This window comes from Mesonia aquimarina, assembly GCF_003667275.1.
GTDB classification, from domain to species: Bacteria; Bacteroidota; Bacteroidia; order Flavobacteriales; family Flavobacteriaceae; genus Mesonia; species Mesonia aquimarina.
The window spans coordinates 41,786-61,164 of record NZ_RCNV01000013.1; the positions used below are offsets into that span (position 1 = coordinate 41,786).

Below are 19,379 nucleotides of genomic sequence, written 5' to 3' on the forward strand. Positions count from 1 at the left end.
GTAGTTCAATAAAATTATATGAGAAAGATACAAATGGTTGATCTAAAAGGGCAATACCAAGGAATAAAAGACCAGGTAAACGCTTCTTTTCAAGATGTTTTAGAAAATACTAGCTTTATAAATGGGCCAGAAGTACATAATTTTCAAGCAGAATTAGAACATTATTTAGGTGCAAAACACGTAATTCCCTGTGCTAACGGAACTGACGCTTTGCAAATTGCCATGATGGGTTTAGGCTTAAAGCCCGGTGATGAGGTGATTACGGCAGATTTTACTTTTGCAGCTACTGTAGAGGTAATTGCGTTGTTAGGCTTGACTCCGGTTTTGGTAGATGTTGATAAAGAAAGTTTTAATATAGATCCTGCCGCGGTAAAAAAGGCAATAACTCCAAAAACTAAAGCAATTGTCCCGGTACATTTATTTGGACAAAGCGCTAATATGGATGAAATTCTTGCTATAGCTGAAGCACATAAATTATTTGTTATAGAAGATAATGCACAAGCCATTGGTTCAAATTATCATTTTAAAGATGGTAGCATTAAAAAAGCCGGTGTAATTGGTGATATTGGAACAACTTCTTTTTTTCCTTCAAAAAATTTAGGCTGCTATGGTGATGGCGGTGCATTATTCACAAACGATGAAAAATTAGCACATACATTAAGAGGAATTGTAAATCATGGAATGTACGAGCGTTACCATCATGATGTTGTGGGAGTAAATTCAAGATTAGATAGTTTGCAAGCAGCTGTACTTCGGGCAAAGTTGCCAAAACTAGATGATTATAATAATGCAAGAAGAACAGCCGCAAAAAAATATTCTGCAGCACTTGAAAAAAATGAAAATTTACAAGTTCCTCAGATTTTAAATGGAGATGATACGCATGTTTTTCACCAATATTCTTTACGAGTATTGAATGGAAAACGAGATGATTTATTGAAGCATCTACAAAGTAAAGATATTCCGTGCGGTATTTACTATCCAATTCCGCTTCACTCCCAAAAAGCCTATAAAGATAGTCGTTATAATGAGGCTGACTTTAAGAATACAAACGAGTTGGTGAAAGAAGTAATAGCTTTACCAATGCACACAGAATTAGATGATGAGCAAATTAGTTTCATTACCCAAACTATTAACGATTTTATTTAAAAGAATCAGTTAAAAAAAATTATAGAAATCCGATTATATTTAATTATGATCGGATTTTTATGTTTTTTAATGGATGTCAACTTTAATAATATCAGAAATTAAATCACCATTCTCTGTCATTCCTTCAATATATAATATAATTGAATCTTGCAAGGTGTTTTGGATACTAAATGTTTTTTGCCCGTCTTCTAAAGTTACATTCGGCAGCCAGTCTATTACACCGTAATCTCTATAAATTTCACTTGTGTAAGAAGCATATCTAGGCGTATAAAATTCTTTAGCAGAGGAAAACCCTACATTCGCTGTAATGCTCTGGGAGGTATTTTTTATAGGACCGGCATCTATAGTGGTTTTAGTGTTTATTTTTATCACTCCTGCGTTACCTCGCATACCAAAACCTAATCCTGTTTTATTAATGCTAATGGATTCAACTTGAGAAGTTTTTAAGTTTTGTAAAATAGTTCCGTAATCATTTAATACAACTCCGTCTAAATATATTAACGGGCTTTCATAGCCGCCCAGGCCTAAAGACCTTGTAGATACAATTTCTACGCCAGATAAAGAGCGTTTTACTCTAAAGCCTTGCGTTCCTATATAATCTGTAATATAGATATAAATACTGGCTAAATCTTCATCAATGAGAGTTTGGTTAGAGAGTATTTCTTTTTTTTCTCTATCTACTTCTTTCTTTTTATTGCTAATATAAACACTGTCTAAGGATTCAATTCCCTTTAAAAATTCTGAAGGTATTTTAACTTCTTCTGTTGCTTGCGATTTTCTATTTGTTTGAAAAATATAACCCGGTAAAACTTTTGGTTGCTTGGTCCGATTTGGACCTATATTAGCGTAAATTTTAGGCTTGCTAACTTTTTTATTTTTAGAATTGACTAGGCTAAATGAAACTTGAGAACTATCTTCTACATATAAATTTTCAACTTTAAATGAATTGTTTTTTAGATCTACTGTTTCCATAAATCTACTTTCTTCGGAACTGACAAAAAGTTGATTTTCATTATCATCTAAGCTTTCATTTACTCTCCCGGAAATACTAAAACCCTTTTCGCGATCAAATTTTAAGCTTGGTGGATTAGAAAAAATATGATTCCATTTATATTTACTCCAGCCTTGCGTTAATAAAAGCAAGTCTAAATTATATTCTTTTCTTCTGTCTACTTCGGTAAAATAATAAGCTCCATCTTCTATTTTTCCTTTCGTATACGGAGCGAGTAAAAAAGCCGATTTAATATTATCTGCTGGGTTGTAAGCCTTGTTGTTAGCCGGTAATACAGAAATACTTAAATTATGTTCAATTTTTTTAAGAGCGGGAGAACTCATATTGATCTGCAAAGAATCAATATTATTTTTAAATAAATAGGCATGTGTATTTATCTCTTTAGTCGCTGTAGAATTAAAAATAATACGTTCTAAAATTGGTTGGTTTTTATCGTCAAAAACAGTTAAATAATTTACCCCATTACTTAAAACATCTCTTGTGATACTAATAGTCTTAGAAATTTGCTCTTTTTTAAATTGAAATGGAATTTGTTCTAAAATTCCGTTTTTATGAATAGCTAAATAATAAGTTCTTCCTTTGATTTTTTCTAATGTAAAATTATTAGTGTTTATTTCAATAATAATTTTATCTTTTATGAGGTTATTAGTGATCATAGAAAATCCACTGCGCTCTGCCGGTTCCAGCTGTTGCTTAATTTTTTTCCCGGAAAAAGTAGTGATTTCTACCGTGTAATTTTCTTGAAATTTGGGATCTAACCGAAATTTTCCTATTCCAAATTGATTCGATTTAAATTCAGTAATTAACTCTCCTGTATCATTAGTTATTTTAGCCTCAGAAAACTGTATTCCATTTCCATTTTTATCTGTTAACTTAACTCCAATATTATTTTTTGCATCGGCTATTAAATGTCCTCCTTCTGGTAAAAATTGTAAGTCATAAGAATTAAATTTTTCCTGGGGAATATTTGGCGTGTCAATAGAATCATTTGGGAGAATGGTGAATTCTGTATCAAAAAAATATTCTTCTTTAAAGTTTTTCATATAATTAGTATGTGCTACTAATTTATAGGTGCCGGGAGCTAGCCCTTCCAAATTAAAATGGCCAGATCCGTTACCATTGTGCATCCAAATAGTTTTTGAATCAAGACCTTTTGCTTGTGGAGAGAGTAATTTAATGTGTAAGTTGGTAGTTTGGTTATTAGGTTTATCTCTTTTAGGATTAAAAGCGTATGCGCTAAACCAAAGATCTTCTTCCGGTATAAAAACTGTTTTGTTGAGGTGAAGAAAAAAAGCCTCTCTATCCAGTTGAAAATATTCTTTATAATCTTTTTGAAGTGGCGACAGTTCCTTTTTTTCTTGAGAAATTGCCGATAACGAAATTAAAATACTTGCAACTAATAGAAGGCTTTTTTTGTAAATCAAAGTAAAAAATATTTAAAGTTCCGGTGCTGTAGTCACCATTTTTCGATCTATTTTTTTAACTAAACCTTGTAAAACTTTTCCGGGACCAATTTCTGTGAATGAAGTGGCTCCGTCATTAATCATATTTTGCACACTTTGTGTCCATTTTACCGGTGCTGTTAATTGAAAAATTAAGTTTTTCTTAATTTCAGCAGGATTAGTCACGGCAAATGTACTAACGTTTTGATATATTGGGCAAATTGGTGTGTTAAAATTTGTTTCTTCAATAGCTTTTGCTAACTCTTCTCTGGCAGGCTCCATTAAAGGGGAATGAAATGCACCACCAACCGGCAGCATTAAAGCTCGTTTTGCACCACGATTTTTTAATTCTTCGCAAGCTTTTTCTATGGCTGGAACTTCGCCGGAAATTACTAATTGTCCGGGACAATTGTAATTGGCAGCGACAACGATTCCATCAATTTCTGCGCAAACAGATTCTACCAATTCGTCTTCTAAACCTAAAACAGCTGCCATGGTAGAAGGCTGTAATTCGCATGCTTTTTGCATGGCCTCGGCTCTTTTAGAAACAAGTTTTAAAGCGTCTTCAAAACTTAGAGTTTTGTTAGCAACTAAGGCGGAAAATTCTCCTAGCGAGTGTCCGGCAACCATATCTGGCGTTTCATTTTTGCCTAAAACTTCATTCATAATAGTTGAATGAATAAAGACCGCTGGTTGTGTTACATTGGTTTGTTTAAGGTCTTCGGCAGAACCTTCAAACATAATATCGGTTATATTGAAACCTAAAATTTTGTTGGCTTTATTAAAGATATCCTGCGCTTCTGGATATTTTTCATATAAATCTAATCCCATTTTTGGGAATTGTGCTCCTTGTCCTGGAAAAACGTATGCTTTCATAATTTTATTTTTTGCTAAAACAAATGTAATAAAAAAAGACCCAATACTTTTTTACAAAAGTTGGGTCTTTTCCATCGGGGCAAATACAGGTTTTTTATACGTTTAATTTTCCTTTCTTGCCAATATCTGTTTCTTCTCCCGAAATTGCAGAAAAACCAAGTTTTAGTAGGCTAATGTATTTGTTAGTTTTGGTGTCCCAATAATAAGCTTCTTTCGGGGTGAATTTTAATGCGGTTAAGTTAGGATCTTCTACACCATCAAACCAATTGTTAGAAATATCAGCATATAAATCTTCTAATATTTTTTGTTCTACTACAATTTGAATTTCACCGTAGATACTAATAAATTTTTTATCGGCTGGGGAAGAATAGAGCAATTGTGCCAAATTATTTTGTGCAATGTTTTTGTTGTGGTCGCTGTCGCCCGGACTTAAAAACCAAATATCTCCCTTTTCATCAATCTTTTTATGTGTCATCGGTACCGCGTCTAATGGTGTTTTATTAAGTGCAGTAATTAACATTCCGGTTTCAATAGATTCTACAAGCGAATTTAATTTTTTACTAGCTTCGTTATTTGATAATTCTTTAGTTTCCATTTTTTATTTTAAATGTACAAGGAATAACACATTTTTTACGCTAAAGTACTATTAAAATAAAAAGAAGTTTTGTTAATAATTGTAAATCAGGAATGCTTTTTAACTATAGAATTTACAGAATTGTAGTAAGTGCTCCCAAATAAATTTAAGTGCACCAATAAATAATAAAGTTGAAATAAATCAATTCTATCTTTCCAGTTTTTTTGAAGCGGAAAAATTTCATGATAAGTACTAAAGAGTTCTTCAGAAAAACCGCCAAATAAGTGCATCATCGCAATGTCTAATTCTCTTGGAGCAAAACTTACTGCAGGATCTATTAAACAAGGATTTCCTTTGGCTGAAATCATAAAATTACCATTCCATAAATCTCCGTGAATTAGAGCAGGTTCTTCTTCGGGAATTATTGAGGAGAGATTTTTATAAAACGCATCGGTTTTAAAAGAAAAGCCATTTTTTGCTGCTAGTTGAAATTGTGGTTCTAGCCTGTTTTCAATATAAAAATTGACTAAAAATGAAGAATCACTATTATTATATTGCGGTAAACTTCCTATGTAATTGTCTTCTTCTAAACCGAAAGTTTTCTGCGTTTTTTGATGCTGTTTTGCTAAGCCTATGGCAAAATTTCCCCAAAAATCAACTAATTTTTTTCCGGAATTAATATATTCTAAAAGTAAATAAGAGTTGTTTTCAATGGTTCCAAAACTTAAAACATTTGGGGTTTTTAGTGCTTTTGCTGAAGCCAATAAGTCTAATCCGTTTGCTTCTTTAGAAAACATATCGGGAAATTTAGTAGCCGAATTTATTTTAACCACTACTTTTTGTTGATTGGTTTCTATTAAAAATACATCGTTGATGTCGCCACCGGCTAACGGATGGTGATTTTTTAGGCTTCCTAAATTTTCGTGTTCACTTAATTGATGTAAAAAATCGGTATAAATAAGGCTTATTTTTTTAGATAGGTAATGTAGCTAAAAGCGTGTGCGTGTTTCTCGTCTTTTTCGTGAAAAATTTCTCCGGTTTTTTTCCAGTTTTTTTCATTTATTTCCGGGAAAAAAGTATCGGCTTCAACTTTGGTATGTACGCGAGTTAATTCAATTTTATCGGCGTGAGGTAATGCTATTTTGTAAATTTCGCCACCGCCAATAATAAAGGGTTGCTCGTCTTGTTTTGCAGCTATTAAAGCATCTTCTAAAGAGTGGACCACAATGCAATTTTCTGGAGCATAATTTTCTTGTCGCGTAATAATAACATGCGTTCGGTTAGGTAATAATTTTGGGAAAGATTCAAATGTTTTTCTACCCATTATTATAAAATGTCCGGTAGTTAATTTTTTAAATCGTTTAAAATCATCAGGCAAATGCCAAACCAAATCGTTATCTTTTCCTAAGGCATTATTTTCTGCTGCAGCAGCAATCATGGTAAGCATAATAGCGTTATTTAAAATTTTAAATCGTTATTTTTTGGCTCAATTCGGTTAGGTTGAGTATCATTTTTAGGCAACGGATGTTCTTTTTCAACTTGCTTTTGTAATTTTTCAATCTTTTTCTGTTGAAGTTTAACCAAGCGTTCTAATTGGTTTTCTTCCCAATTTTTGCCCATTAGCTTACTTACAAAAAGTACATTAAAAAGGTGGATCAAAAAAAAGAAAAGCCAAATTAAAATAGCCCAAACAAACCAATCGGTTTTAAAAGGACGAAAGTTTTCTCCAAATTTTAAAACTAAATTTAAGACGATAAAAATAATAGAACCGGCCAAAAAAGCAACAAAATGAGTGGTTAGACGTTTTTTCTGTCTGATTCGTCGCTGCGCATTTTCAATCAATTTTCGCTGCTCCGGATCTATTGTTGTATTTTTTTTTGCTGATGAAGCCATATTCCTCGTACCTTAGTATTTCCGTCAAATTTAACTTTTTTTGAACCAATTTTTTATAGGCTTATGAAGAATTTAAGAAATCATTTCCCGGTCGTAAAACACAGTACTTATTTAAATACAGCCGCTACAGGTTTGCTTTCTGAACAAGTGTTTGAATATAAACAAGAGCAAGATTTGGAGTTTCTTACGCTTGGTAGTTTGTTTAGAGATAAAAAATCAGATTTAATGGCTGAAATCAGAGAAAATTTAGCCCGATTTTTTTCAGCTGAAGCTAACAAAATTGCTTTGGTTCCAAATTTTTCATTCGGTTTTAATGTCCTTTTAGAAGGGGTAAAAAAGAATACTAAATTTTTATTGATAGATCAAGATTACCCATCTATAAATTTGGCCGTAGAAGCACGCGATTTTGAAGTTTGTTATGCAGAATTAAATGAAAACTTAGAAGAAAATATCTATAAAACAATTCAAAAAGATAAGCCTGAAATTTTTGCCTTTAGCATTGTTCAATACACTAACGGAATAAAATTAGAGCAAGAATTCTTACGGCAATTAAAAACAGATTTTCCAGATTTAATTTTAGTAGCCGACGGAACACAATATTGCGGGACAGAAAAGTTTAGTTTTAAGGACTCTAAAATTGACGTTCTAGGAGCAAGTGCCTATAAATGGATGAACGCCGGTTTTGGCCACGCATTTTTTATGTTTCAAGAAAATATAGCTTCAAAAATTTATCCTAAAACCAATGGTTTTGGTTCTTCTATTGGTAAATATAAACAAGAAGATAATTCATTTATCGGGAAATTTGAGCCTGGTCATTTAGACACTTCTGCAATTGGTGCAATGCTTCCAGCAATCCATTTACTAGAAAAAATCGGGATTTCAACAATAGAAAATCAGTTAAAAAACTTAGCTGAAGCGGCAAAAAAATCTTTTGAAGAGAAACAATTATTAATGGAAGCGGTTTCAAAAAGAAAAAAACACTCTACTATTTTTAACATCAAAGGAGACGATAAACTTTTTCAGCATTTAATGGAAAATAATATTGTCTGCTCACAACGAGGTAATGGAATTAGAATTAGTTTTCATTATTATAATACGCTGGAAGATTTAGAAAAATTGATGAAAGTTATCGCGAAATTTAAAGGTTAATCTCGTGAGTTTGTTTTGATTTAAAATCTGTTTTAGTGAAATAATTTACTTACGCTGAAAGACATAATTTTTGTAATATTTTTTTTCGTCGGTAAAAAACTCTTTAATTTTTAATCCCGCTTGATTTGCTAACCATTCTACAACATCATCGGTATATTTTTGAGAAATTTCTGTATGAATACTTTCCCATTTTTTAAAGCTAATGCTTAAATCAAGTTCCGGTATTTCTATAGTTTGATCTTCTACACTCACCAAAAAACTTTTTGCAGTTCCGGTTTCCGGATCATAGGTTTCCCAATGCTTAAACTTTTCCAAGTCAAAATTAGCATCTAATTCTTTGTTGATTCGTGCTAATAAGTTTTTATTGAAAGCTTCGGTTATGCCCGTTTTATCATTATAAGCATCTAAAATTATTTGCGGATCTTTTTTCTGATCAAACCCCATAAATAGCATATCGTCATCGCTCATCGCCTCCTGGATGTTCTGTAAAAATTCAATTGCTTTTTCGTGACTTAAATTGCCAATGTTAGAGCCCAGTACAATAATTACTTTTTTTCGATGATTATAGTCGGCTAATTTATCAAGCACCTTAAAGTACATTCCCTCTTGAATATGAACTTCTAAATCAGGTATTTCCTCTTTTAGTGCTTCTTCTAAACGTTCTAAAATATATTTGCTAATATCAATCGGTAGATAGCTGAAGTCATAATTTTTAGCCACTAAATGTCGCAGAAGTATTTTGGTTTTTTTTCCATCTCCAGCGCCTAGCTCAATTAAATCAAACCCATTGTCACTATTAAACTGATCGGCGATAGCAGCAGTGTGTTTTTCTAAAATAGAATACTCACAATTGGTTAAATAGTAATCGGGTAAATTCATGATTTCTTGAAAAAGTTTATCGCCTTTTTCATCATAAATATATTTAGAAGATAAAAATTTAGGGAAAGAAGTTAATCCTTCTTGAACGTCTTGCGCAAAGGCAGAGGTTGAGGTTATTTGTTGGTCTTTCATTCGTAAAGTTGATTATTTCGCTAAGCGAATTCCGTTAAATTGCCAGCGCAAATGGGGATGAAAAAAGTTTCTGTAAGTGGGTGTAGTGTGCTTTTTTGCCGTAGCAATAGAGCCGCCGCGTAATACTTTTTGGTTTACCATAAATTTACCGTTGTACTCGCCTAAAGCTCCTTCATCTTTTTTATAATTAGGATAGGGCAGATAAGCACTTTCTGTCCATTCCCAGCGTTTTCCCCAGTTAAATTTTTCTTGAGCAATTTCCCATTCAAATTCTGTGGGTAAGCGCAAGTTTTTCCATTGCGCAAAAGCATAAGCTTCATAATAAGAAATATGGGTTAAAGTTGCTTTTGGATTAACTCTTTGAAATCCGCCTAAAGTATATTGATGCCATTCGCCTTCAAATTTATACCAATATGCTGGCGAATTAATTTTTTCATCAGTAATCCAATCCCAAGCTTCAGCGTGCCAGAGTAAAACATTTTCGTATCCGTCGGCTTCCATAAAATCAATATATTCTTGATTGGTTACTAATTTATTGGCGATAAAAAATTCATTTGCATAAACTTTATGTTTACCGAATTCATTGTCATAATGAAAATCAGCATCTGGAGTAGCACCAATTTCGTACACGCCTTCTTCTGTATGTAACCATTTTAGTGGATTTTCTTCAATTAGCTCTTCTTTAAAATTATTGTCGTAAACGGGAAGCAGCGGATTGTTTCCTAAAATATATTTAATATCGGTAAGTAATAATTCTTGATGTTGTTTTTCGTGATGAATACCAATTTCTATTACTTTTTGTAAGTCTTCATCAATAGAATTATTTTTCAGAAAATCTGCTAATTCTCGCGTTACATATTCGCGATAAGCATAGATTTTTTCAACAGTCGGTCTCGAAAGATTACCTCGATTAGTACGCACTACTTTTTCGCCTACACTTTCGTAATAACTATTAAAAACATACGCAAATTGTAAATCAAAAAGCTCATAATTTGACTTATGGTTTTTTAAAATAAACTCTTCAAAAAACCAAGTTGTATGTCCGAGATGCCACTTAGGTGGCGAAACAAATTCTACCGGCTGGACCACATAATCTTCTGTAGATAAGGGTTTACAAATAGATTCAGTTTGTTGTCGGGTTTCTAAAAAAAGTTCTAGTTGCGTGCTTGTGGTAATCATAAGATAAAAGCGTTTTAATAGTTACGCTTCTCTCAAAGTTACAATTTTTTAGACACCAACTTCTTTAAGCTTTGTTAAAGCCAAATGAATTTTTTAAAACGTAAACGGAACTTTATAACTAATTGCTCTTGGTTTTCCATTAAGCGTTCCTGGTTTCATTTCCGGAATGCTTAAAATGGTTTTTTAGCAGCGTCTTGAAGGCTTTTTCTCCCTTCAGAAATCTTTTTAATTTCAGGTTCTCCGTTTTTATTAATCAAGAATTCAACAATTAACTTTGTGCCTTTGTCTTTTTCTGAATAATCTTTAGGGTAATGAAAATTTTGCTGAATATGCTGAGCTAGCATCACGTTAAAACAATTGTTTTTTTCGCTTTTTTCTTCGCAACCTGGCCAAACTGGCGCCACTTCTTTACTGCTGACTGTATTTCCTTTGGTTTCTTGAGCGAAACTAGAAAAAGACAAAGCTGAAAAAAACAGCATAAACATAAAATTTTTCATAACTAATGGTTTTTAAATCGCGACAGCACCTTTTATATGCGGATGCGGATTATAGTTTTCTAAGCTAAAATCATCAAAAGTAAAGCCAAAAATATCTTTAACTTCCGGGTTTATTTTCATAGTTGGTAAATTTCGTGGCTCTCTAGATAATTGCAAATTCACTTGCTCCATATGATTACTGTAGATATGCGCATCGCCAAATGTGTGTACAAAATCTCCGGCTTCATAACCACAAACTTGTGCCATCATCATTGTAAATAAAGCATAAGAAGCAATGTTAAAAGGCACGCCTAAAAATATATCGGCACTTCGTTGGTATAACTGGCAAGATAATTTTCCGTCGGCAACATAAAACTGAAAAAATGCATGGCAAGGCGGCAAAGCAGCTTTTCCATTTGCTACATTTTCACTAAACGATTTTGATGTATCAGGCATCGCGCTAGGATTCCAGGCAGAAACTAACATCCTTCTGCTGTTTGGATTCTTTTTTAGCGTTTCTATAATTTCGGTAATCTGATCTATTTCTTCCCCATTCCAGTTGCGCCACTGGTGACCGTATACCGGACCTAAATCGCCGTTTTCATCGGCCCATTCATTCCAAATTTTTACGCCATTTTTTTGTAAATATTCTACGTTAGTATCACCTTTTAAAAACCATAGCAACTCATAAATAATCGATTTTAAATGTAATTTCTTTGTGGTTACCATCGGGAAACCCTCACTTAAATCAAAACGCATTTGGTAGCCAAACACACTTTTGGTGCCGGTGCCGGTGCGGTCTCCTTTTTCATTTCCGTTAGCTAATACGTGTTCTATAAGGTCGTGATATTGTTTCATGAATTATATTTTGGGCGTTCGGGCGGGCTTTCGCGAGTCGCTTTTCTCTATTTCTGCGAAGGCAAAAATAGAGAAAGAGCTTCGACAAATCGCTCAATCCCTAACGCAAAGATAAGTAGAATATAAATAAAAAAAAGACCTTAATTTTCTGTTATAGTTATAACCTGTTAAAGTAAAATAATTTTACAATTAAAACCGTTAATAGAAAAAACACATAATTATGAGAAAAATACTGTTGATTTTAGTTTTATGTATTTCAGTTTCAACTTTTGCGCAAACTGAAGAAAAAGAAACGTCTAACTTTAGTATTGGATTAAACTTTGGTTTAGGAAATTCACTTTTAAATAATGAATTTTTTCAAAATTTGGAAGGTTCTGTTTTTACCACTCAATTTGATTTGAGCTATGATTTACACTTGAATGAGAATGATGCGATTTTTTGGCGGTTTGAGCTAGGGTTAGGTGCAGGTACTTATAATGCAAATCTTTTTTCAGCTATAGGGCAATCTAATCTAAGAGCAGAATATCTAAGAGTACCATTAAAGTTTAATGCTGTTTACAGGTTAGGTAGAAACCAAGAAAATATTTTGAGCAACACAAAATTTATCGCCGGAATAGGCGGGTTTTTAAATCATGTATATAAATATGAAAACAGTAATATAAATGAAACCTCAGAGCTAGATGATATTGATACAGATTTTGGTTTCTTATTTACCTTAGGCCTAGAGCAAGACGTTTCACAGAAATTCTCAGTAATGCTGGGATTAGATTATAGTTTGATGGGCGAAAAAAATAAAGAAGATGAATTAAAATTTAATACTGCAGCCTTTTATATAGGAGCAAGGTATCGTTGGTAACTAAAGTAGAGAGGCGAAATTTTTTTATTCTCGTTTAGAAATTTCGTCTCTAATTTTTGCAGCGGCTTCATAGTCTTCTTTTGATACCGCATCTTCTAATGCTTTTTTTAATTCAGCAAGCGATTGCTTTTTTAACGGGTTATCATCACTTTCTGAGGAAGACGGGTCATCATCTTCTGTTTTTAGTGCATCTTGAATGATAAGCTCTGTTTTTTGTACTTCTTTTTCTTCTGCTTTACCGTCAGATGTTTTTAAGAAAACGCCCGCTTTGTCTAAAATGTTTTTATAAGTGAAAATTGGAGCGTTAAAACGCAAAGCCAACGCAATAGCATCGCTTGTTCTTGCATCAATAATTTCTTCAATTTTATCGCGTTCACAAATTAAACTGGAATAAAAAACACCGTCAACTAACTTATGAATGATGACTTGTTTTACATTGATAGCAAAACGATCAGAAAAGTTTTTGAATAAATCGTGCGTTAAGGGCCTTGGCGGTCTAATATCTTTTTCTAGAGCAATGGCTATTGATTGTGCTTCAAAAGCACCAATAACTATTGGGAGTTGTCTTTTTCCTTCAACTTCGCTCAACAAAAGGGCGTAAGCACCGTTTTGGGTTTGACTGTAAGAAATTCCTTTTATGGTTAAACGCACTAAACTCATACTACAAATTAATCAAAATAAATGAAATAAAAAAGCAGTCTACATAAGAAGAGTTCTTCGTATGTAGACTACTCTTTTAGGCGAATTTTTCGGGCACAATTTATAAAAATTATGCGTTATTCGCCTTAAATTCTTTTAATTTTTCAATGAGTTTTGGTACTACTTCAAAAGCATCACCAACAACCCCGTAATCTGCTGCTTTAAAGAAAGGAGCTTCAGGATCATTATTGATAACTACCTTGTTTTTTGAAGCATTAATTCCGGCTAAATGTTGTATTGCTCCCGATATACCTACTGCAATATATAGGTTTGCAGCTACAGGTTTTCCGGTTTGTCCAACGTGCTCACTATGTGGTCTCCAGCCCATATCACTTACGGGTTTAGAGCAGGCTGTGGCAGCACCTAATACATCTGCAAGTTCTTCTATCATTTCCCAGTTTTCTGGTCCTTTAAGACCACGTCCGCCAGAAACAACAATCTCTGCATCTGCAATAGTGATTTTATTTGTTGCTTTGTCTACTGATTCTACATTAATAGAGAAATCACTTTCATCCAAACTAGGCTCAAAAGCTTCTGAGGAAACTTCTGTTTCGTTTTCTTTTAAACCAAACGCGTTTTTAGCTAATCCTACAATTTTTACATCGGTAGAAATTGAAGTCATATTAAACGCTTTATTGGTAAAAGCCGTTCTTTTAACAGTAAAAGGATCTGTGCTTTCTGGTAGCGCTACAACATTTGGTGCGTAACCAGCCTCTAGATTTACCGCTAAAATTGGTGCTAAATATTTATCGTTTGCTGTTTGGCTAAGGACCACAACTTTAGCATCTTCCTTTTTTGCAGCTTGACTTAAAGCGTCTGCGTAAGCATCTGCATTGAATTTGCTAAGTTTATCATTACTAATTTCTAGAACTTTTGAAACACCGTATTTTCCTAATTCTGAAGTGTTTTCTGCATTAAAACTTACAGCGGTTACTGAACTTCCTAAAGCGTCCGCAATTCCTTTTGCGTAAGAAGCTGCTTCAAAAGCTGCTTTTTTAAATTTTCCGTTTTCGGATTCTGTATATACTAAAACTGACATAATTTTTTTTGTGTTGATGGGTTAACAATTCTGCAAAAGCTGTTTATATTGCTTTAGCATCATTGTGTAATAAATCGATTAATTCGTCTAAATTATCGGCATCTACTAATTTTACGTCTCCTTTAGGTGCCGGCTTTTCAAACTTAACCGCTTCAGATCTTTTGTCTGCATCTACAGGATCAACTACGTTTAACGGTTTTTTTCTTGCCATCATAATTCCACGCATATTTGGTATTTTGAGATCGCTCTCTTCAACCAATCCTTTTTGACCGCCGATAACCAAGGGTAAATTAGCACTTAGTGTTTCTTTACCACCATCAATTTCGCGAGTTGCCGTAGCTTTATCGCCTTCAATTTCTAGTCCTACACAAGTATTGATAAAGTTAGCTTTTATCAATTTTGCTAACATTCCTGGAACCATCCCGCCATTGTAATCAATAGATTCTCTACCGGCTATAACAAGATCGTAGCTTCCATCTTCAACAACTTTTGCTAATTCTTTTGCTACTTGAAAACTATCGGTAGCTGGTGTATTTACACGTATAGCATTGTCTGCTCCAATAGCTAAGGCTTTTCTTAATGTTGGTTCTACATCAGCTTCACCTACAGTAACTACATCTACAGATGCGCCTTGTTTTTCTTTAAACCACATAGCGCGAGTAAGACCAAATTCATCATTTGGATTAATTACAAATTGTACCCCGTTTTTGTCAAATTGACTATCACCTTCAGTAAAATTAATTTTTGAAGTTGTATCGGGCACGTGGCTTATACAAACTAATATTTTCATTTTATTTCTTTTTCGATTAGATAATATACTATGTGAGTGCGAATATAAGTAAAATAAAAAAAAAATACTATGCAAGCATAATAAATTATTTTTGTCGAAAACCTTTAGTTTTTCGATTTGGGTTTGCTTACTTTTGTGCAGTATAAAAATGAAGAGCTCAAAATTTTACCATGAAGACAATTCAATTTAGAGAAGCAGTTTGCGAAGCGATGAGTGAAGAAATGCGCAGCGATGAAGCGGTGTATTTAATGGGAGAGGAAGTAGCGGAGTATAACGGTGCTTACAAAGCATCTAAAGGAATGTTAGATGAATTTGGACCAAATCGTGTGATTGACACCCCGATTTCTGAAGCTGGTTTTAGCGGAATTGGTGTAGGTTCTACAATGACAGGCGCAAGACCGATTATTGAATTTATGACGTTCAATTTTTCGTTAGTGGCGATCGATCAAATCATAAATAATGCTGCTAAAATTAGACAAATGTCTGGCGGGCAATTTAAATGCCCCATTGTTTTTAGAGGTCCAACAGCGTCTGCAGGGCAATTAGGTGCAACGCACTCTCAAGCTTTTGAGAGCTGGTATGCCAATTGTCCTGGTTTAAAAGTAATTGTGCCTTCTAATCCTTATGATGCAAAAGGTTTGTTGAAATCTGCTATTCGAGATGAAGACCCCGTTATTTTTATGGAAAGTGAGCAGATGTATGGTGATAAGGGAGAAGTGCCTGAAGAGGAATATACTATTCCTATTGGAAAAGCTGATATAAAAAGAGAAGGGACTGATGTAACCATCGTTTCTTTTGGAAAAATTATAAAAGAAGCATACAAAGCAGCAGAGAAATTAGACGAAGAGGGAATTTCTTGTGAAATAATTGATTTACGTACTATTCGACCAATGGATTATGAAACTATTTTAGAATCTGTTAAGAAAACTAATCGTTTGGTTATCTTAGAAGAAGCTTGGCCGTTTGGGAATATTTCAACAGAAATTACATATCAAGTTCAAGAAAAAGCTTTTGATTATCTTGATGCTCCTATTATAAAAATTAATACGGCAGATACACCTGCGCCATATTCCCCTGTCTTGTTAAAAGAATGGTTGCCAAATAGCGAAGATGTTATAAAAGCCGTTAAAAAAGTATCTTATAAGGATTAAGTAAAAACTTCCACTTATATTTGAAACTTCATCTTTACGGATGAAGTTTTTTTTGCCTCAAAAAAATCTATGAAAATTAAGTTTTTATTATATTTTATTCTGCTAACAGCGGGTTCTGTTTTTGCGCAAACCAAAGCCGGAGGTTTAGTGGTAGACGAAGAAGGGGAGCCGGTACCCTTTGCTAACGTAATCTTTAAAAATTCTTCAGAGGGAACAATTACCAATGAAGATGGAAGTTTTTATATGCAGTCTGACAACTCATATAATGCCATTAATATATCCTTTGTTGGTTTTGAAAGTAAAACAATTCCGCTCGAAAAAAAGGTGAATTACGATTTAGAGATCACATTAAAAGAAGAAGCAAGTGCCTTAAATGAAGTTGTGATCTATCAAGGGAAAACCTCTAAAAAAAATAATCCAGCAATAGATATTCTTCGGAAAATTTGGGAGAATAAACGTGATAATGGTGTAAAAAAGTTTGATCAGTACCAATACAAAAAATATGAAAAACAAGAATTTGATCTTAATACCATTGATAGCTCGTTAATCAATAGCAGGGTTTTTAACGGTATGGAATTTATTTTTGAAGAAACAGATACCAATGCCGTAACCGGAAAAACCTACCTTCCTATTTTTATTAATGAAGCACTTTCTCGGGTTTATGGCGATAATAATTTAGGAGAAGAAAAGGAAATTTTATTAGGCAATAAAAATTCCGGTTTTAGTGATAACCAAACGCTAATTGCTTTTGTAAAAGATTTGTATGCTGATTATAATATCTACGATAATTATTTAAAATTTTTCGATAAAAGTTTTGTGAGTCCGCTTTCTACAACCGGAATCAATGTTTATAATTATGTGTTGGCAGACACGGCTTATGTAGATAATAAGTGGTGTTATAAAATTGTCTATTACCCACGTCGAAAAAATGAGCTCACTTTTAAAGGAGATTTTTGGGTAAACGATTCTACTTGGGCAATCAAGAAAATTAATATGCAAGTCACTAAAAGTGCCAATATAAATTGGGTGAAAGAAATTTATATTGAACAAGAATATGATGTGCTAAATGATTCAATTTTCTTGATCACACGCGATCATTTTATGTCAGATTTTTCATTAAATAAGAAAAAAGAATCACGAGGAGTTTATGGAAAACGGACCACTTTATATGATAATTACGAGTTTAATATAAAAAAGGGTAAGGCTTTTTTTAATACTAGGCGAGATCCGTATCAAGAACAGGTTTATAATCGTGATCAAGAGTTTTGGGATCAAAATCGTATTGAAAAATTAAACAAAGACGAGCGTCAAGTTTATGATATGCTCGATACTTTAAAAACAGTTCCCGCATTTAAGCGTTTATACAATATAGGTTCTATTTTGGCATCGGGTTATGTGGAGTTTGATGGATTTGATTATGGTCCAATTTTTTCAACATTCGGTTACAATGATGTTGAAGGAATTCGCGTAAGAGCCGGCGGTAGAACTTACTTTTCAAGAAATGATCCGTGGCGAATAGAAGGTTACACCGCTTATGGTTTTCGAGATAATAAATTTAAATACGGAATTTCAGGAAAGTGGCTTTTAGACCGAAAAAACCGACTCATTGTTACGGGAGGAAATAGGCGTGATATCGAGCAATTAGGGGCGAGTTTAACCAATACGAATGATGTTTTAGGAAGATCTTTAGCTTCTTCCGCATTAATTACTGTGGGTGCAAATACTAGTTTGACCGATATAAATTTATCGACTTTTGCCTTGGAAATGGAGCCGTTTAAGAACTTCAATATTCGTGTTGGTGGTTCATTTAGAACATTGAAAGCTGCTTCAGATGAATTTAGTTTAGCTTATTTTACGGATGATGCACGCACACAAACCTCAAGTCAAATTAGGCAAACTGAAATTTCAACTATTTTGGGCTATTCTCCCGGAAGAAAAACCACGGGTTATGGTGTTGATAGAACTATAATTAATGATGGGGATTTTCCCAAATTTTTTGTCAATTATTCGGTAGGAATTAAAGATGTGTTTAATAGCGATTTTGATTATGAACGTATTCAGTTTTATTATCGTCATCCTTGGCAAATAGGTGGTTTAGGTAAGTTTACTTCCACTTTAGAAGCTGGAAAAACCTTTGGAGCTGTTCCGTTAGGCTTGTTGAGTGTGGTACCGGGTAATCAAACCTTATTTTCTATTTTTGGCACTTTTCCATTGCTTAATTTTTATGAGTTTGTAACCGATTCGTACACCAGTCTTCATTTAGAACATAATTTTAACGGACGCTTGTTTTCTAGAATTCCAGGGTTAAGAGACCTCAATCTACGCGAGTTGGTTTCTGTTAGAGGAGTGGTGGGCGATATTTCAGAGGAGAGTCAATTGCTTAACGCCTCTACTTCTAATCCTGTTTTAATGGCCCCTAGCAGAGAGCCTTATTGGTCGTGGAGTGTTGGAGTGGGCAATATTTTTAAAGTTTTTCGATTAGACTTTCACTTTCGTGGAAATTATTTTGATAATCCCGATGCAAGATCCTTTGGAGTTACCGGTAACTTTGGATTTTATTTCTAAAAAAGTAGTATTTAACGCCTTACATTTCTTAAATTTGCAATCTTATATTTTTTGAAATTAAATACTAACGTAATTTAGAGTAATGACATTTGATGTTTTAATTGAAATCCCGAAAGGAAGCCGAAACAAATATGAATATGATTTTAAGTTGAAAAAAATACGTTACGACCGTATGATTTTTTCTTCTATGATGTATCCGGCAGATTATGGTTTTGTGCCAGAAACATTGGCTTTAGATGGCGATCCGTTAGATGTTTTAGTATTGGTTACAGAGCCTACTTTTCCTGGTTGTGTAATCGAAGTAAAACCTATTGGAGTTTTCCATATGGCTGATGAAAAAGGACCTGATGAAAAAATTATTTGTGTTCCGGTAAGTGATCCTATTGCTAATAAAGTAGATGATCTAAAAGGATTGAATCCACACTTAATTAAAGAAATTGAACACTTTTTTCAAGTATATAAAGATTTAGAAGAGAAAAAAGTTGATGTTGGTGGTTGGGGAGATTCAACTGAAGCAAATGATATTGTAAACCAATGCATCAAACGTTATAAAGAAAGTGATGTACCAAGAGAAGAGGTGAGTATCGACTAGTAAATCGGTGTTTATTTTGTTAATATAGAAGCAATACTCGTAAAAAAGTGTTGCTTTTTTTATGGAATTTT

Annotated in this window: 19 protein-coding genes; 6 read left to right on the forward strand and 13 right to left on the reverse strand. The window is 33.5% G+C overall.

What is annotated here, in order from left to right; translation table 11 throughout:
* Positions 1–18: 18 nt before the first annotated feature.
* A complete protein-coding gene (locus D9R05_RS14160) occupies positions 19–1,146 on the forward strand; it encodes a DegT/DnrJ/EryC1/StrS family aminotransferase (protein WP_121667888.1) in 1,128 nt (375 codons plus the stop codon).
* A gap of 66 nt (positions 1,147–1,212) precedes the next feature.
* Here the strand turns inward: D9R05_RS14160 and D9R05_RS14165 are convergent, their stop codons facing one another.
* From D9R05_RS14165 to D9R05_RS14190, 6 genes are all read right to left on the reverse strand, one after another.
* Positions 1,213–3,582, reverse strand: a complete 2,370-nt coding sequence (locus tag D9R05_RS14165; protein WP_121667889.1) for a hypothetical protein — start codon at positions 3,580–3,582, stop codon at positions 1,213–1,215.
* 12 nt (positions 3,583–3,594) lie between these two features.
* The gene (fabD, locus tag D9R05_RS14170; RefSeq protein ID WP_121667890.1) at positions 3,595–4,476 is read right to left on the reverse strand and encodes an ACP S-malonyltransferase; all 882 of its coding nucleotides are present in this window, start codon (positions 4,474–4,476) and stop codon (positions 3,595–3,597) included.
* Positions 4,477–4,570: 94 nt separating this feature from the next.
* On the reverse strand, positions 4,571–5,071 hold the full coding sequence (locus tag D9R05_RS14175) for a pyridoxamine 5'-phosphate oxidase family protein (RefSeq protein WP_121667891.1): 501 nt from the start codon (positions 5,069–5,071) through the stop codon (positions 4,571–4,573).
* An 86-nt stretch (positions 5,072–5,157) separates the two neighbouring features.
* Positions 5,158–6,018, reverse strand: coding sequence for a fructosamine kinase family protein (locus D9R05_RS14180; protein WP_317124604.1), 861 nt, complete (start codon positions 6,016–6,018; stop codon positions 5,158–5,160).
* Positions 6,015–6,497 carry a dihydrofolate reductase gene (locus tag D9R05_RS14185; protein ID WP_121667893.1) on the reverse strand — a complete coding sequence of 161 codons (483 nt, stop codon included), beginning with the start codon at positions 6,495–6,497 and terminating at the stop codon, positions 6,015–6,017. The genes D9R05_RS14180 and D9R05_RS14185 overlap by 4 nt, the downstream gene beginning before the upstream one ends.
* 11 nt (positions 6,498–6,508) lie before the next feature.
* Complete coding sequence (locus D9R05_RS14190) at positions 6,509–6,943, reverse strand: 2TM domain-containing protein (RefSeq protein ID WP_121667894.1); 435 nt, start codon at positions 6,941–6,943, stop codon at positions 6,509–6,511.
* 63 nt (positions 6,944–7,006) lie between these two features.
* On the opposite strand from D9R05_RS14190, the gene D9R05_RS14195 reads away from it, so the two are divergent.
* Positions 7,007–8,092 carry an aminotransferase class V-fold PLP-dependent enzyme gene (locus D9R05_RS14195; RefSeq protein ID WP_121667895.1) on the forward strand — a complete coding sequence of 362 codons (1,086 nt, stop codon included), beginning with the start codon at positions 7,007–7,009 and terminating at the stop codon, positions 8,090–8,092.
* Positions 8,093–8,137: 45 nt separating this feature from the next.
* On the opposite strand, the gene egtD is transcribed toward D9R05_RS14195, so the two are convergent.
* The 4 genes from egtD to D9R05_RS14215 all read right to left on the reverse strand — a co-directional run bounded on the left by egtD (position 8,138) and on the right by D9R05_RS14215 (position 11,616).
* Positions 8,138–9,103: an L-histidine N(alpha)-methyltransferase gene (egtD, locus tag D9R05_RS14200; RefSeq protein ID WP_121667896.1), complete on the reverse strand. Its 966-nt coding sequence runs from the start codon at positions 9,101–9,103 to the stop codon at positions 8,138–8,140.
* 12 nt (positions 9,104–9,115) lie between these two features.
* Entirely contained in the window at positions 9,116–10,282 is a 1,167-nt protein-coding gene (egtB, locus tag D9R05_RS14205) for an ergothioneine biosynthesis protein EgtB (RefSeq protein WP_121667897.1), read from the reverse strand.
* Positions 10,283–10,452: 170 nt separating this feature from the next.
* On the reverse strand, positions 10,453–10,779 hold the full coding sequence (locus D9R05_RS14210) for an energy transducer TonB (protein WP_240463085.1): 327 nt from the start codon (positions 10,777–10,779) through the stop codon (positions 10,453–10,455).
* 12 nt (positions 10,780–10,791) lie between these two features.
* Positions 10,792–11,616, reverse strand: coding sequence for a thymidylate synthase (locus tag D9R05_RS14215; protein ID WP_121667898.1), 825 nt, complete (start codon positions 11,614–11,616; stop codon positions 10,792–10,794).
* Between the two features lie 220 nt (positions 11,617–11,836).
* Here D9R05_RS14215 and D9R05_RS14220 point away from each other — a divergent pair, with 220 nt between their 5' ends.
* Complete coding sequence (locus D9R05_RS14220) at positions 11,837–12,472, forward strand: outer membrane beta-barrel protein (RefSeq protein WP_121667899.1); 636 nt, start codon at positions 11,837–11,839, stop codon at positions 12,470–12,472.
* A 24-nt stretch (positions 12,473–12,496) separates the two neighbouring features.
* On the opposite strand, the gene D9R05_RS14225 is transcribed toward D9R05_RS14220, so the two are convergent.
* The 3 genes from D9R05_RS14225 to D9R05_RS14235 all read right to left on the reverse strand — a co-directional run bounded on the left by D9R05_RS14225 (position 12,497) and on the right by D9R05_RS14235 (position 15,000).
* A complete protein-coding gene (locus tag D9R05_RS14225) occupies positions 12,497–13,132 on the reverse strand; it encodes a bifunctional nuclease family protein (protein WP_121667900.1) in 636 nt (211 codons plus the stop codon).
* Between the two features lie 109 nt (positions 13,133–13,241).
* Positions 13,242–14,210, reverse strand: a complete 969-nt coding sequence (locus tag D9R05_RS14230; RefSeq protein ID WP_121667901.1) for an electron transfer flavoprotein subunit alpha/FixB family protein — start codon at positions 14,208–14,210, stop codon at positions 13,242–13,244.
* Between the two features lie 43 nt (positions 14,211–14,253).
* The gene (locus D9R05_RS14235) at positions 14,254–15,000 is read right to left on the reverse strand and encodes an electron transfer flavoprotein subunit beta/FixA family protein (protein ID WP_121667902.1); all 747 of its coding nucleotides are present in this window, start codon (positions 14,998–15,000) and stop codon (positions 14,254–14,256) included.
* Positions 15,001–15,170: 170 nt separating this feature from the next.
* On the opposite strand from D9R05_RS14235, the gene D9R05_RS14240 reads away from it, so the two are divergent.
* The 3 genes from D9R05_RS14240 (at position 15,171) to D9R05_RS14250 (ending at position 19,308) form a co-directional block, all read left to right on the forward strand.
* Entirely contained in the window at positions 15,171–16,151 is a 981-nt protein-coding gene (locus D9R05_RS14240) for a pyruvate dehydrogenase complex E1 component subunit beta (RefSeq protein ID WP_121667903.1), read from the forward strand.
* A gap of 69 nt (positions 16,152–16,220) precedes the next feature.
* The gene (locus tag D9R05_RS14245; RefSeq protein WP_121667904.1) at positions 16,221–18,716 is read left to right on the forward strand and encodes a DUF5686 and carboxypeptidase-like regulatory domain-containing protein; all 2,496 of its coding nucleotides are present in this window, start codon (positions 16,221–16,223) and stop codon (positions 18,714–18,716) included.
* Positions 18,717–18,798: 82 nt separating this feature from the next.
* Positions 18,799–19,308, forward strand: coding sequence for an inorganic diphosphatase (locus D9R05_RS14250; RefSeq protein ID WP_121667905.1), 510 nt, complete (start codon positions 18,799–18,801; stop codon positions 19,306–19,308).
* Positions 19,309–19,379 lie beyond the last annotated feature (71 nt).